The sequence below is a fragment of the uncultured Tateyamaria sp. genome (assembly GCF_947503045.1).
In the GTDB taxonomy this organism is placed as follows: domain Bacteria; phylum Pseudomonadota; class Alphaproteobacteria; order Rhodobacterales; family Rhodobacteraceae; genus Tateyamaria.
Genome location: NZ_CANNCF010000001.1, coordinates 1426991 through 1439499, shown reverse-complemented (window position 1 = coordinate 1439499; position 12509 = coordinate 1426991). Strand labels below are relative to the sequence as shown.

Here is a 12509-nt window from a genome sequence, read left to right as displayed (position 1 = left end):
GTGGGGCGCGCGCGCAACGCCCTGCCGATACCGGCCCCGGCGATGGGCGGGGCCTTGCCCAAAAAGGGGGCAATGGCCCGATCGGCCAAAATCCCCGGGCTGTTCAAGCCCCGTCTCACCCCCCACCTTGGGGGCATGATGGAACACAAACACCCAAACCCGCAGCGCCTTGTGCCGCTGATCCCGATCCTGAACCGCCGTGCTCGGCGCCTGACGCGCAGCCCGGCAGAGGCCGAAGACCTTGTGCAGGACACGTTGCTCAGCCTGTGCCAGCGGATCGAGGATGGCAGCCGGATCGAAGACCTACCCGCTTACGCGATGCGCACTCTGTCCAACCGCGCCCGGCGCGGCTGGCGCGCGCAGTCCACGGATGAGCTCGAGGATGATCACGCCGTGATCGAGCCGGACGCCCTGATCCGCCTGGATTGTGCCGACACGCTTGAGGCCATTGCGCAATTGTCCAAACCGCAGCGCCAGTTGATGGACCTTGTGGTGGCCGGGGAAACCTCGCCCCGGGCGCTGGCCAAGGCGACGGGCCTGCCGCTGGGCACAGTGATGTCCCGCCTCGCCCGTGCCCGTGCCCGCCTGCGTCTGACCCTGTCGGACGAGGGCACACCACCTGCGTGATGCAGTCCTTGTCTCGGAGCCACCGTCGCCTGATCGCCAAGGGACGGGCAGGCATGGCTTTGCCAAGCAGAATTGCCGAGGGCCCCGCTTGCGGGAGACGGCCATTGTGCTTGGGAAAGACAGGTATGTCTGTCACGCCAAAGATCATGCGAGGGTGGATGCGAGACAAGGGCTTTGTCTTGGTGAACCCCAAGCGGGAACTTCTGCCAGGGCCGGTGGGTGGGCGAATTGGCGCAGCCAAGAGAGCACCCGGCGGGCCTGGGTCAGATATTATTTCTGCAGTGCGGAACTTTGGCCCGCATAGAGACAATCTCCCGCACAAAAAAATGGGGGCCGAAGCCCCCATCCAGTTTCGCCGTTCCGTGGGTGTTTGCAACGCAAACGCACACTCCTCTGACAGAACGTCCGGCACAGCCGGATGTGGAGTCAGCGTCCAGATGTCTCGAACAAAAAAATGGGGGCCGAAGCCCCCATCCAGTTTCGCCGTTCAGGCTCAATATGTTAACCGCCCGGTACTTTTTTGCCTGCGGCCTGAACGTCGTCAGGAGCGAACGCATCCGCCCCGGAAAAGGTGGGGGGACGTAACGTACCGCCCCACCCGTCTCGTCGGGGACCGGATCAACCGTAGCCGACCCGGCCCCCTCGCCCCCCATTTCCGGGGAGCGTATTCTTTTAGCTACACCCGGACGTCCCGCCGCAGGTGTTGCACTTCATGCAGGTGCCGTTGCGCACCAGTGTGTAGTTGCCGCATTCGCCGCAGGCTTCGCCTTCATAACCCTGCATCTTGGCCTTGGTGCGTGCATCCATGCTGATCGAGCCGGAGGCGACGGCGGTGGTGGTGGTGCTCATCGCCACACCGCCGTTCACAGCCACTTCGGGCACCAGCGTTTGCAAGGCCGCCTCGGCGTCCACAGCCAGCCCGGCGGTTTCGGCCATGCCACCCTGCAGCACCACGAGATCCTGTGGCATACGCTTGCGCAGGTAACCCGACGAGCTGATTTGTTTCAGCACTTCCAAGGACTTGGAGGCCGCTGTTTCACTCAACTCAGAGACGTTGGCGACCCCTTCGTCCACGCCGCGGCCGATGTCGTCAAAGGTCGCGCCTTCGGGTTTGACATGGGCCAGATCGGTGCGATCCAGATAGGACACAGCCAACTCACGGAACACGTAATCCAGAATGGATGTCGCGTTCTTGATGCTGTCATTGCCCTGCACCATGCCCGCGGGTTCGAACTTGGTGAAGGTAAAGGCATCGACGAACTCTTCGAGTGGCACGCCGTATTGCAGACCCACGGACACGGCGATGGCAAAGTTGTTCATCATCGCGCGGAAGCCCGCACCTTCCTTGTGCATGTCGATGAAGATTTCGCCTAGATTGCCGTCTTCGTACTCACCGGTGCGCAGATACACCTTGTGACCACCAACGATGGCCTTTTGGGTGTAGCCTTTGCGGCGTTGCGGCATCTTTTCGCGGTGGGATTTGACAATTTCCTTGACGATGATCTTTTCGACGATCTTTTCGGCCAGAACGGCGGCCTTTTCGACCGGTGTGCCGCTTTCCAGCGTCTCTGCGGCCTCGTCATCATCCTCGACCAGCGAGGCGGCCAGAGGTTGGCTGAGTTTGGAGCCGTCGCGATAGAGCGCGTTGGCCTTCACCCCCAGCGACCAGCTGAGTTCATAGGCCTTCTGGCAGTCCTCGATGGTCGCGTCATTGGGCATGTTGATCGTTTTGGAGATCGCGCCCGAGATGAAGGACTGTGCCGCGGCCATCATGGTGATGTGGCTGTCAACGTTCAGGAAACGCTTGCCTTTCTTGCCGCAGGGGTTGGCGCAATCGAAGATGTGATAGTGCTCCTCGCGCAAGTGCGGCGCCCCTTCGAGGGTCATGGTGCCGCAGACATGATCGTTGGCCGCGTCAATGTCAGCTTTGGAAAAGCCGAGCGATTTCAGCAGGTCAAAGGTTGGATCGTTCAGTTTTTCCTGCGGGATGCCGAGGACACCGGTGCAGAATTCTTCGCCCAGCGTCCACTGGTTGAAGACAAAGCGGATGTCGAAGGCACTTTCCAGAGCGGCATCCACCTTGGCCAATTCATTGGCGCCAAAGCCGTGACCCGCCAGCGACGTGTGGTTGATCGCCGGGGAGTTGCCGATGGAGCCGTGGCCCACGGCGTAGCTGACGATTTCCTCGATCTGGGCAGAGCCATAGCCGAGGTTTTCAAGCGCTGCTGGCACCGAGCGGTTGATGATCTTGAAGTACCCGCCGCCTGCGAGCTTTTTGAACTTCACCAGCGCAAAGTCAGGTTCGATCCCGGTGGTGTCGCAGTCCATGACCAGACCGATGGTGCCGGTGGGCGCGATCACGGTGGATTGCGCGTTGCGATAACCGTGCTGCTCGCCCAGTTTCAGCGCCTCGTCCCATGTGGACATGGCCACATCAATCAGACGCGCATCGGGGCAGTTGGCGTGATCCAGCGCGACCGGTTTCACGGCCAGCGCCTCGTAGCCTTCGGTGCTGCCATAGGCGGCGGCGCGGTGGTTGCGCATGACCCGCAGCATGTGGTCGGCATTTTTCTTGTAGCCGGGGAATGGGCCAAGCTCGCCCGCCATTTCGGCGGAGGTTGCATAGGCGACCCCGGTCATGATCGCGGTGAGTGCGCCGCAAAGCGCCCGCCCCTCGTCGCTGTCATAGCCGTGGCCCATGTTCATCAAGAGGCCGCCGATATTGGCGTAGCCCAGACCCAGCGTGCGGAAGTCGTAGGAGCGCTGCGCGATTTCCTTGGATGGGAACTGCGCCATCATCACCGAGATTTCGAGCGTCACGGTCCACAGACGCGCGGCGTGCATGTAGTCCTCGACCTGGAACTTGCCGTCCTTGAGGAAGGTCAGCAGGTTCATGGACGCAAGGTTACAGGCCGTGTCGTCGAGGAACATGTATTCGGAACAAGGGTTTGAGCCGCGGATTGCGCCGTCTTCGGGACATGTGTGCCAGTCGTTGACGGTGTCGTGGTATTGGATGCCGGGGTCGGCGCAGGCCCATGCGGCGTGGCCAACTTGCGCCCAGAGGTCGCGTGCCTTGATTGTCTTTTCGACTTTGCCACTGACGCGGCTGATCAGTTCCCAATCGGCGTCTTTTTCGACAGCCGTGAGGAAGGCGTTGGTGACGCGGATCGAGTTGTTGGAGTTCTGGCCGGAGACGGAATTGTAGGCCTCGGAGTCCCAGTCGGTGTCGTATGTCGGGAATTCGATGGAGGTGTGACCCTGACGGGCATAGTCCAGCACGCGCTTGACGTAGGTTTCAGGGATCGCAACGCGCTTGGCCGCTTTAACCGCGTCTTTTAGTGCGTTGTTTTTCTTGGGATCATAGGCGTCTTCTGTTGCGCCGTCCCAGGCCTTGATCGCGGCGAAGAGACCGTTGAGTTTTTCCTCGTGCATCTTGGAGCCTGCGACGATGGACGCCACTTTCTGCTCTTCAATGACCTTCCAGTTGATGAAGTCCTCGATGTCCGGGTGATCCGCATCGACGATGACCATCTTGGCCGCGCGGCGTGTGGTGCCACCGGATTTAATCGCGCCTGCTGCGCGGTCGCCGATCTTGAGGAAGCCCATGAGGCCGGAGGATTTGCCACCGCCGGAGAGCTTTTCGCCTTCACCGCGCAGGGACGAGAAGTTGGTGCCGGTGCCGGAGCCGTATTTGAACAGGCGTGCTTCGCGCACCCAGAGGTCCATGATGCCGCCGTCGTTGACCAGATCGTCGGATACGGACTGGATGAAGCAAGCATGTGGCTGGGGGTGTTCGTAAGAGGATTTGGATTTGGTCAGCTTGCCGGTTTTGTAGTCGACATAGTGGTGGCCCTGGGCCGGGCCATCGATGCCATAGGCCCAGTGCAGACCGGTGTTGAACCACTGCGGCGAGTTGGGGGCTGCGCGCTGGGTCGCCAGCATGTGGCGCATTTCATCGTAATAGGCGCGTGCGTCCTCTTCGGTGGTGAAGTAGCCACCTTTCCAGCCCCAGTAGGCCCAGGCGCCTGCCAGGCGGTCAAACACCTGCTTGGAGGAGGTTTCGCCGCCCAATTCGGCACCGGCTGCGGCCTCGGAGCGCCACAGGAACTCGGGCACGTCGGCTTCTTTTACCTTTTGCAACTTCGAGGGCACGCCGGCCTTGCGGAAGTATTTCTGCGCGATGACGTCGCTGGCAACCTGGCTCCACTTGGCGGGCACTTCGACCTCGTCCAGGCGAAAGACGATGGTTCCGTCCGGGTTGCGGATTTCGGACGCTGTGGTCACGAAATTCAGGTCCGCGTATGCGTCCTGCCCGGCCTTGGTGAATTGTCTCTCAATTTTCATCGCGCTGCCTCTTAATTCAGCTGGTGTCTATGTCAGGCTGACCCGACGTTGCGGGGGCCCCGGTGGCGTGCCGACACGAAATGACAAAGGTCTCCAGCATGCGTCAGCGTGAACCGCGCACTTTTTCCGCCCCGGTTGAGCCCGGAGAAAGAGTGGTGTTGTCTGTCCCTCGTGCCCGGTCGCCCTCCCATAGCGTTGACCACTATATGTTGTGGTGAGCGACCCGGCCCGCACAAACTGGCGTATCTGACCCACCGCCGTCAACGCAATTTTAAAACTTTTTTGACAACTTTTTTCTTGACGATCAGACGTGTTGCAGGGCGAACACCGCGCACCTGATTCAAAAGATTAACGCCACAGGAAGCGGACAAAATATGCTCCACCGCACTCTTCGGAATTTTACCAAGATATCGGCTGACTTAGGTCAGGCTGTGGATGCTTCACGTTAAGTTATCCACAGTTAACGCCGGCGCAGGTAGAAAGGTTTTGCCGCGCTGCGGAAAATATGTTCCTGTCAGATATTCCCCAAAGCGAGGCACCCGATGCGACCCATTTTTGCTGTAGTGTTGGCTGCCCTTGGCGCATGTGCACCACAATATGTAGAGACGATTGCCACATCGGACCAAGACCTGCCCGTCCGACGTGCCGTATTTGCAGAGACGCCTGCGCCGCTTGATCTGGCATTCCGCTCGTCTTGCGACTCACCGGGGGATGAATTGCGCCAGATCTCGCGCTCGGTTGTGCAGTGCCGGATATTGCCACCACCGGACCTCGCCGCGTTTCTTGTGCTGCAATATGATGGCGCGCTGCAGGCGCCCACCCTCGTTGTGCAAAAGGAAACAGATTCGGAGGCGGACAATTTCGTCGTCGAGTTGTCTTATTTTGCCGAGGTGGTGCAAAAGTCCGGCAAGGCGCGGCGCATCTATTTCAAACAGCGCGATCTGGATCAATTGATGGATCGGCTGCTGGCCGCCACAGGTGGCGTGGCCACCAACGTGCGTTAACCGCCCACCAGCGCCGGAAGTGTCAGTGATATCGCAGGCACAAAGGTGATGAGCATCAGCGCCGCAAAGATCGCGATGTAAAAGGGCCAGATGGTGCGCACAGCTTGCTCCATCGGCAATTTGCCCACGGCACAGCCCACGAAGAGGCACGAACCCACAGGCGGCGTGCACAGGCCAAGACCGAGGTTCACCAGCAGGATCATCCCGAACTGATACGGGTCGACCCCCAGCGTGTTGGCGACGGGCAGGAAGATCGGCGTGCAGATCAGGATGAGCGCCGCCATATCCATGATCATGCCCAAGACCAGCAACGCGACGTTGATCATCAACAGGATCAGGATCGGGTTGTCCGTGAGGCCCGTGAGGAACGCCACGGTAAGGTTCGGCACCCTATAGAAGGTGAGCATGTAGGCGAAGGCCCCGGCGCAGGCGATCAGGATCATCACCATTGCCGTTGTGCGCACTGATTGCGCGACGGCGAGGCGGAACTTCTCCCAAGTGATCGAGCGATACACCAGAAGCGTGACGAGGAAGGCGTAGATCGCCCCAAACGCCCCGGATTCGGTGACCGTAAAGATGCCCGAGAGCACGCCGCCCACGATGATGACGGCGGTCAGCAGGCCCGGGATCGCGCCGAAGAAAGCAATCAGCAGTGCGGTCCAGCCGGGAAACTTCTCGGCCGCGTAGCCGCGTTTGACCGCGACCAGATAGGCGGCGACAGCGAGGCACAGGCACATCAGCACGCCGGGCACGACTCCGGCCAGAAACAGTTTCGAGATCGAGATGCCCCCGCCTGCGGCGATGGCAAAGATGATCATGTTGTGGCTGGGCGGGATGATGATGCCCGCAATGGATGAGGTCACGGTGACGTTGACGGCGTAATCCGCGTCGTACCCCTTTTCTTTCATCACCGGCACGAGGATCGATCCCAGCGCCGAGATGTCGGCAATGGCCGAGCCCGAGATGCCACCAAAGAGCATGGACGAAAACACGTTCACGATGCCAAGCCCGCCGCGCACAGCCCCGACCGCGGCCTGGGCAAAGCGCACCAGCCGCATAGCGATGCCGCCGTGAAACATCAGCTCGCCCGCAAAGATAAAGAACGGGATCGCCATCAGAGCAAAGACGTTGATGCCGCTTACGATCCGCTGGAACCCGATCATCAGCGGCAGCCCTTCGAACCAGAAGGCAGCGATGGCCGATATCCCCAGCGCAAAGGCCACGGGCGCGCCAATCACGACGCACAGGGCAAAGACCCCCAGAAGTACAAGCAGCCCCATATCCGGTTCCTATTCGATACTGTCGAGCCGCTCGTCCAGCCCGAGAAACAGGCGGATGAGGTGGCCAATGGAAAAGAGCAGGATCAGGGCGCCGCCTACTGTGAGTGGCAGCGAGCGCAAGCCCTCGGGCACGTCGATCAGCGGGATGAGAGAGCCCCATTTGAACAGGGTCAGTTGCGCGCCGTACCACAGCATCAGCGCGCCAAACCCGCCCATGGCCAGATCGGTGATCAGCACAAAGATGGTGCGGATGCGCTTGGGCACTGCCGTGCGCAACATGGTGACAGACAGGTGCGTATGTTCATGCACCCCCACCGCAGCGCCCACAAAGGCGATGAGCATGACCAGCAGCAAGGCCACCTGTTCGACCCATGTGGGCGTGGCGTTGAGCACGTAGCGCCCAAAGACCAGCCAGCCAAAGATCACTGTCAGCACCACCAGTGACACACCCGTCAGCACCCGGCAGACCAGCGCGATGCTGTCCAGCACGGCGGTCATCCTGACTATGGACTTGGGGGTGTTGTGCGCATCGCTCATCTGAAATCTCCGCTCGAAAAAGCGCCCGGTCCCTGCGTGATGGGGCCGGACGCTTTGGTCTTACATCAAATCGCGCGTTATTCGGTGGCCTGAATAAGCTCGACCAGCGGGCGGAGGTCGGGATTTGAACCGAAATAGGCCTCGTAGACCGGGCCCATTGCGGCCTGGAATGGCGCTTTGTCGGCCACTTCGTTCACCACGACCCCTGCGGCCTCGACCGCTTTGCGGCTGGCGGCTTCACGCTGTGCCCACAGATCGCGCTGCATCAGGGCTGATTCCTGTGCGGCCTCGGTCACTGCGGCCTTCATTTCGTCCGAGAGACCCTCATAGGTGGCCGCGTTGATGCAGATGCATTCGGGGATGATCAGGTGCTGGGACAGCGAGTAGTAGCCTGCAACCTCGAAGTGCCCGGTCGATTCATAGGACGGCCAGTTGTTCTCTGCCCCGTCCACAACGCCAGTTTTCAGCGCCTGATAGACTTCGGCAAAGGCCATGGGGGACGGGTTGCCGCCCAGTTCGGCGATCATGCCGGTGAACAGGTCGTTGTTCATGACCCGCACCTTCATGCCGACGACATCCTCGGGCGTATTGATTGCCTTGTCACCGTTGTAGAAGGACCGCGCGCCCGCATCATACCATGCCAGAGGGACAAGGCCCTTTTCGGCCATGCCAGCCGCGATGGCAGCCCCGCCTTCGCTGTCGAGCACGCGGAACATGTGCGGGACGTCCTTGAAGATGAAGGGCAGCGACACAACGTTGGCCGCAGGCACGATGGGCCCGATGGGACCAAGGTTGAAGTTGCCGATCTCAAGCGCGCCTGCGCGCACCTGCTCGACCGCGTCGGGCTGGCTGCCCAATGTGCCGCCGTGGAACATCTGCAGCGTGATCTCGCCGCCTGTCTTTTCCTCGAGTGCGGCCGCAAAAGCGTCCATAGCGACGGTGTTTGGATAGCCGTCGGCATGGATGTTCCAGCCGCGCCAGTTGTCGGCAAAAGCCGTTGTCCCCAGAACCGTCACCGCGACGGCGCTGACCAGTGATTTGGTGAGATTGTTGAACATGATGTCCTCCCTGATGTTGAGTGTCGAAGTCTTCTACGACCGCGCCCTGCCCGACTGATGGGCACGCAGATCCTCCGGTCCGGAGTGCCTTGGACGGGGCGCCGTCTCATTTTTCTCAATTCAAAAGAAGACTAGTATACCAGAATTGTCAACTGCCAATTCACGCATGGCCAATTGAGTGCAGATTTGGCGCGCGGATGTCAGGCGGTGCCGCGCACGGGACGGTCGTTTTCGATGTTGAAAATCATGCCATCGAGCAGCTCGTCGAGATCGGGGCGTGCGGCGGGGCCGTTGGAGATGTTGACCAGCATCAGCGACCCGTCGGGGCGGATGCCAAAGGCGCCCGGTTCTGCAAAACGGTGCGTTGTCTCGGCCTCGGACAAAGGGTCAGAGACATAAAGGCCAAGCGCGCGCATCTGCGCCTCGCTGAGCCCGTAGGCCAGATCAAAACCCCAGCCGAACTCGTCCATATCTGCCTGCGCCTTGTCCTTACTGTCTGCCGATACCACCACCACGTCCATCACAGCCGTCCACGCGGGCAATGCGGCGTTGAGCTTGTTCAGGAACCGTTTGCAGCGCGGGCAGTGCTTGCCACGATAGACCAGCAGCATGGTCCAGCGATCCTTGGCCTGTCCGACCGAGACCTCGCCCCCGCCGATCAGGGCCCAGGTCATTTCGCCAATCGGTGCGCCGACGCGGGGTTTGGGATGGGACATGGGATCTCCGTTCAGGCTGCCTTGGGGTTATTCGGGTTCGAAATAGTTGGCGTTGGTGACCGAGATCTGTTCGATCGTGCGGTCAAGCCGCGACAGGTGGCGCATGCCGCAGACCACCGCCTGTTCGCCGTCATGGGCCCTGACCGCCTCGGCGATGGCGCGGTGATCGTCGATCAGTTCGGGCACCCGGTCGACCTTGGACAGGCTTAGGGTGCACAGACGGTCCACCTTGGACTTTTCGGCCATGATCACGTCGAAGGCGAAATCGACCAGCGCGATTCGGCACAAGGATTTGTGGAATTCGTAATCGAGCTTGGTGAAGGCCTCGACATCGTCATTGTGGATGGTCTGTTCCTGTGCTGCGATCGCGGCATCAAGTTCGGCGGCCCCGTCGGCGTCGCAATGCTGCGCGGCCCGGCGCAACACGTCCTGTTCGATGGCGGCGCGGACAAAGCGGCTTTTGGCGATTTCACGGGTCGAGAATCGTTTGACCTCGGTCGCGCGTTGCGGACGGATCAGCAGCAGATCGCGTGTGGCCAGACGGCTGAACGCGTCGCGCACGGGCTGGCGTGAGACGCCAAATTGCGCGGCGATCTCTGCTTCGGATATCTTGTCACCGGGCCGCAGCCGCAGTGACAGAATCTCGTCATGGAGATAGTCAAAGATGTCATCGACACTTGTGCGCCGCTCGCTGATATGTGTCGCTTGCGCCATTGCGCGGCCTCCACCTTTAGGTCTGTCCTGCGCTTCTTACCCAAGTCCGTGCCAAAAAAGAACGGCACAGGATGGTCTTGAGTGCCGTTTGTCGTTCCTCGGCGTCAGCGCAGTCTTCTGTCGAAGCAGTTGGGACTGGTATACCAGTTAAATGACTAGTATACCAGTGCGAGCATTCAGAAAGGGAGCAGCACATGAAACTGACAGGAAAAACCGCAATCATCACCGGGGGTGGGCGCGATATCGGACAGGCTGCTGCGCTGAAGCTGGCGGCCGAGGGCGCGAGTGTCGCCATCAACTATTTCTCAAGCAGCGAGGGGGCCGACGCCGCCGTGGCACAGATCACGGATGCGGGTGGGCGCGCCTTTGCGATGAAGGGTGATCTGACCAAGCCTGAGGAGGTCGACGCACTGGTCGCCAAAACAGTGGCCGAATTCGGCGGCATCGACGTGCTGGTCAACAATGCCGGCGGTCTGGTCGCCCGCAAGACGGTGGCCGAGATGCCCCTGTCCCATTGGACCACGGTGATGGATCTGAACCTCACCAGCACCTTTTTGATGATCAAGGCGACCCTTGCCCACATGACCTCCGGCACAATCGTCAACCTGGCCAGCCAGGCGGGGCGTGATGGTGGTGGTCCCGGTGCGGTCGCCTATGCCACGTCCAAGGGGGCGGTGATGACCATGACCCGCGCGCTGGCCAAGGAACTGGGCCCCGACATACGCGTCAACGCGCTGTGCCCGGGCATGATCGACACCGATTTTCACAACGTCCACACACCCGACGCCGGGCGACGCGGCTATGAGGCGGCGGCCCCGGTCAAGCGGCAGGGCAACACGGATGACACTGCCAACCTGATCCTGTTTCTGGCCTGCGATGATTCGGCGTTCCTAACAGGCACCAATATCGACATCAACGGCGGGATGCTGTTTTCCTGACCCTTGCATATGAAGGAAGTGACATGAGCGACTATCCCATTGTGCCCACCGGCGAGAACGTGTCGCGGCAGGTGCTGTCGGATCATCCGGACCTGATGGTGGTGGCCTTTCGCTTTGCCGCCAAAGGGGCCGAGGGCATGCTGCATCACCATCCGCATGTGCAATCGACCTATGTGGAAAGCGGGCGCTTCCGCTTTACCCTCGGGGCGGAGACGCGCGAGGTGGGTCCCGGCGACAGTTTTGTCGTGCCGTCCGAGATGGAGCATGGCTGTGTCTGCCTTGAGCCCGGCACGCTGATCGACGGGTTCACGCCGCGCAGGGACGATTTTCTTTAGGCATCCGCCTCGGGGCGCCTGATCAAATCGACATCACTTAAGACGTCGAAGCCTTTGATTTCGCGTCTTTAAGTGACGTCGAACCTTCCGAAGTCTCGGTGGCTGCTAGCCCAGACGTTCCAGCAGCTTATCCACACCGCGCTCCAGCGCGGCCAGCTTCTTGCGCCGGGCAGAGCTGGCGGCGAGGTTCGGCCCCCCTTCACCCTTGGCATCAAGCTGACCTTTGTCCTTGGCGGTCTTGAGCGTGGTTTGCAGCAGGCCCATCACCGAATGGGCCTTTTTCACATCGGTCTGGATCGTGTCGGTGAACACGCGGGCCAGCCCGTTGATCTTTTTGTGAACACCACCGTCGGCTTTTGCAGAGACGTCGAGGTCGGGTTTCATCGCGTTGAAATCCTGCATCAGGCTTTCGCGCAATGCGTCTGTGCGGTCGTCCTGACCGCCGCCGTCTTCGGCCTTGGCATCGGCCTTCTTATCGTCGCCTGACGGTGCATCCGCAGCGGCCTTGGCCGGTTTGGCGGCCTGTTCGTCGGCCTTTGCATCCGGTTTCTTGGCCTTTTCGGGGGCTGCCTTGGCGTCTGCCTCATCCTCGTCCGCTTCGGCCTCTTCCTCGCCTTTCAGCACGATGCGCAGGGCCACACCGCGTTCGGAAAAGTACTTTTTCGCCGCCTTGAGCATTGGCCCCGGCACCGAGGAGGGATCGTCGGCATCGAGCACCAGCATCTTGCCGCGCATCGACACGACCCCCTTGGCGCCTTTGGAGCCGCCGACCTCACCCTTGGCCTGCCGCCAAAGGATGTCGGTGTTTTTCTTGCGATCCGTGACAAAGGCCAGCGCATCCTTGCCCATGATCATGGCAAAGTTCAGGTCCTTCTTGCGGATGTCGGCGATCTGTTTCGAGAGCTCTTCGCCTTGCTTTTTTAGTTCGGCGGGGCTTGGTTTCTTGGCCATGGCCT

At 60.8% G+C, this 12509-nt stretch carries 11 protein-coding genes; 4 read left to right on the top strand and 7 right to left on the bottom strand.

The features are described 5' to 3' along the window. Positions 1-72 precede the first annotated feature (72 nt). Entirely contained in the window at positions 73-627 is a 555-nt protein-coding gene (locus tag Q1A89_RS07245) for an RNA polymerase sigma factor (protein WP_299725382.1), read from the top strand. 672 nt (positions 628-1299) lie between these two features. Here the strand turns inward: Q1A89_RS07245 and Q1A89_RS07240 are convergent. Beyond that, positions 1300-4971: a vitamin B12-dependent ribonucleotide reductase gene (locus tag Q1A89_RS07240; RefSeq protein ID WP_299725379.1), complete on the bottom strand. Its 3672-nt coding sequence runs from the start codon at positions 4969-4971 to the stop codon at positions 1300-1302. 542 nt (positions 4972-5513) lie between these two features. Between Q1A89_RS07240 and Q1A89_RS07235 the strand changes: the two genes are divergently transcribed. Further along, positions 5514-5975 carry a hypothetical protein gene (locus Q1A89_RS07235; protein WP_299725376.1) on the top strand — a complete coding sequence of 154 codons (462 nt, stop codon included), beginning with the start codon at positions 5514-5516 and terminating at the stop codon, positions 5973-5975. Here Q1A89_RS07235 and Q1A89_RS07230 read toward each other — a convergent pair. The 5 genes from Q1A89_RS07230 to Q1A89_RS07210 all read right to left on the bottom strand — a co-directional run bounded on the left by Q1A89_RS07230 (position 5972) and on the right by Q1A89_RS07210 (position 10280). Then, entirely contained in the window at positions 5972-7255 is a 1284-nt protein-coding gene (locus tag Q1A89_RS07230) for a TRAP transporter large permease (protein ID WP_299725373.1), read from the bottom strand. The genes Q1A89_RS07235 and Q1A89_RS07230 overlap by 4 nt on opposite strands. A 9-nt stretch (positions 7256-7264) precedes the next feature. Next, positions 7265-7792 carry a TRAP transporter small permease gene (locus Q1A89_RS07225; protein WP_299725371.1) on the bottom strand — a complete coding sequence of 176 codons (528 nt, stop codon included), beginning with the start codon at positions 7790-7792 and terminating at the stop codon, positions 7265-7267. A gap of 77 nt (positions 7793-7869) precedes the next feature. Next, complete coding sequence (locus Q1A89_RS07220; RefSeq protein WP_299725369.1) at positions 7870-8850, bottom strand: TRAP transporter substrate-binding protein; 981 nt, start codon at positions 8848-8850, stop codon at positions 7870-7872. A gap of 200 nt (positions 8851-9050) precedes the next feature. Then, positions 9051-9566 (bottom strand): redoxin domain-containing protein, encoded by a 516-nt coding sequence (locus Q1A89_RS07215; protein ID WP_299725367.1) that lies wholly within the window; start codon positions 9564-9566, stop codon positions 9051-9053. 27 nt (positions 9567-9593) lie between these two features. After that, positions 9594-10280, bottom strand: coding sequence for a GntR family transcriptional regulator (locus Q1A89_RS07210; protein WP_299725365.1), 687 nt, complete (start codon positions 10278-10280; stop codon positions 9594-9596). 194 nt (positions 10281-10474) lie between these two features. Here Q1A89_RS07210 and Q1A89_RS07205 point away from each other — a divergent pair, with 194 nt between their 5' ends. Both Q1A89_RS07205 and Q1A89_RS07200 read left to right on the top strand, forming a co-directional pair. Next, a complete protein-coding gene (locus tag Q1A89_RS07205) occupies positions 10475-11218 on the top strand; it encodes a glucose 1-dehydrogenase (RefSeq protein WP_299725363.1) in 744 nt (247 codons plus the stop codon). A 23-nt stretch (positions 11219-11241) separates the two neighbouring features. Further along, entirely contained in the window at positions 11242-11553 is a 312-nt protein-coding gene (locus Q1A89_RS07200) for a cupin domain-containing protein (RefSeq protein WP_299725361.1), read from the top strand. 105 nt (positions 11554-11658) lie between these two features. Here Q1A89_RS07200 and Q1A89_RS07195 read toward each other — a convergent pair whose 3' ends face one another. Continuing rightward, positions 11659-12504, bottom strand: coding sequence for a hypothetical protein (locus tag Q1A89_RS07195; RefSeq protein ID WP_299725359.1), 846 nt, complete (start codon positions 12502-12504; stop codon positions 11659-11661). Positions 12505-12509 lie beyond the last annotated feature (5 nt).

Bases quoted from the DNA above. Each gene is read 5' to 3' on its own strand.
- Q1A89_RS07245 (WP_299725382.1), top strand. From the start codon at position 73: ATGGCCCGATCGGCCAAAATCCCCGGGCTGTTCAAGCCCCGTCTCACC.
- Q1A89_RS07240 (WP_299725379.1), bottom strand. From the start codon at position 4,971: ATGAAAATTGAGAGACAATTCACCAAGGCCGGGCAGGACGCATACGCG.
- Q1A89_RS07235 (WP_299725376.1), top strand. From the start codon at position 5,514: ATGCGACCCATTTTTGCTGTAGTGTTGGCTGCCCTTGGCGCATGTGCA.
- Q1A89_RS07230 (WP_299725373.1), bottom strand. From the start codon at position 7,255: ATGGGGCTGCTTGTACTTCTGGGGGTCTTTGCCCTGTGCGTCGTGATT.
- Q1A89_RS07225 (WP_299725371.1), bottom strand. From the start codon at position 7,792: ATGAGCGATGCGCACAACACCCCCAAGTCCATAGTCAGGATGACCGCC.
- Q1A89_RS07220 (WP_299725369.1), bottom strand. From the start codon at position 8,850: ATGTTCAACAATCTCACCAAATCACTGGTCAGCGCCGTCGCGGTGACG.
- Q1A89_RS07215 (WP_299725367.1), bottom strand. From the start codon at position 9,566: ATGTCCCATCCCAAACCCCGCGTCGGCGCACCGATTGGCGAAATGACC.
- Q1A89_RS07210 (WP_299725365.1), bottom strand. From the start codon at position 10,280: ATGGCGCAAGCGACACATATCAGCGAGCGGCGCACAAGTGTCGATGAC.
- Q1A89_RS07205 (WP_299725363.1), top strand. From the start codon at position 10,475: ATGAAACTGACAGGAAAAACCGCAATCATCACCGGGGGTGGGCGCGAT.
- Q1A89_RS07200 (WP_299725361.1), top strand. From the start codon at position 11,242: ATGAGCGACTATCCCATTGTGCCCACCGGCGAGAACGTGTCGCGGCAG.
- Q1A89_RS07195 (WP_299725359.1), bottom strand. From the start codon at position 12,504: ATGGCCAAGAAACCAAGCCCCGCCGAACTAAAAAAGCAAGGCGAAGAG.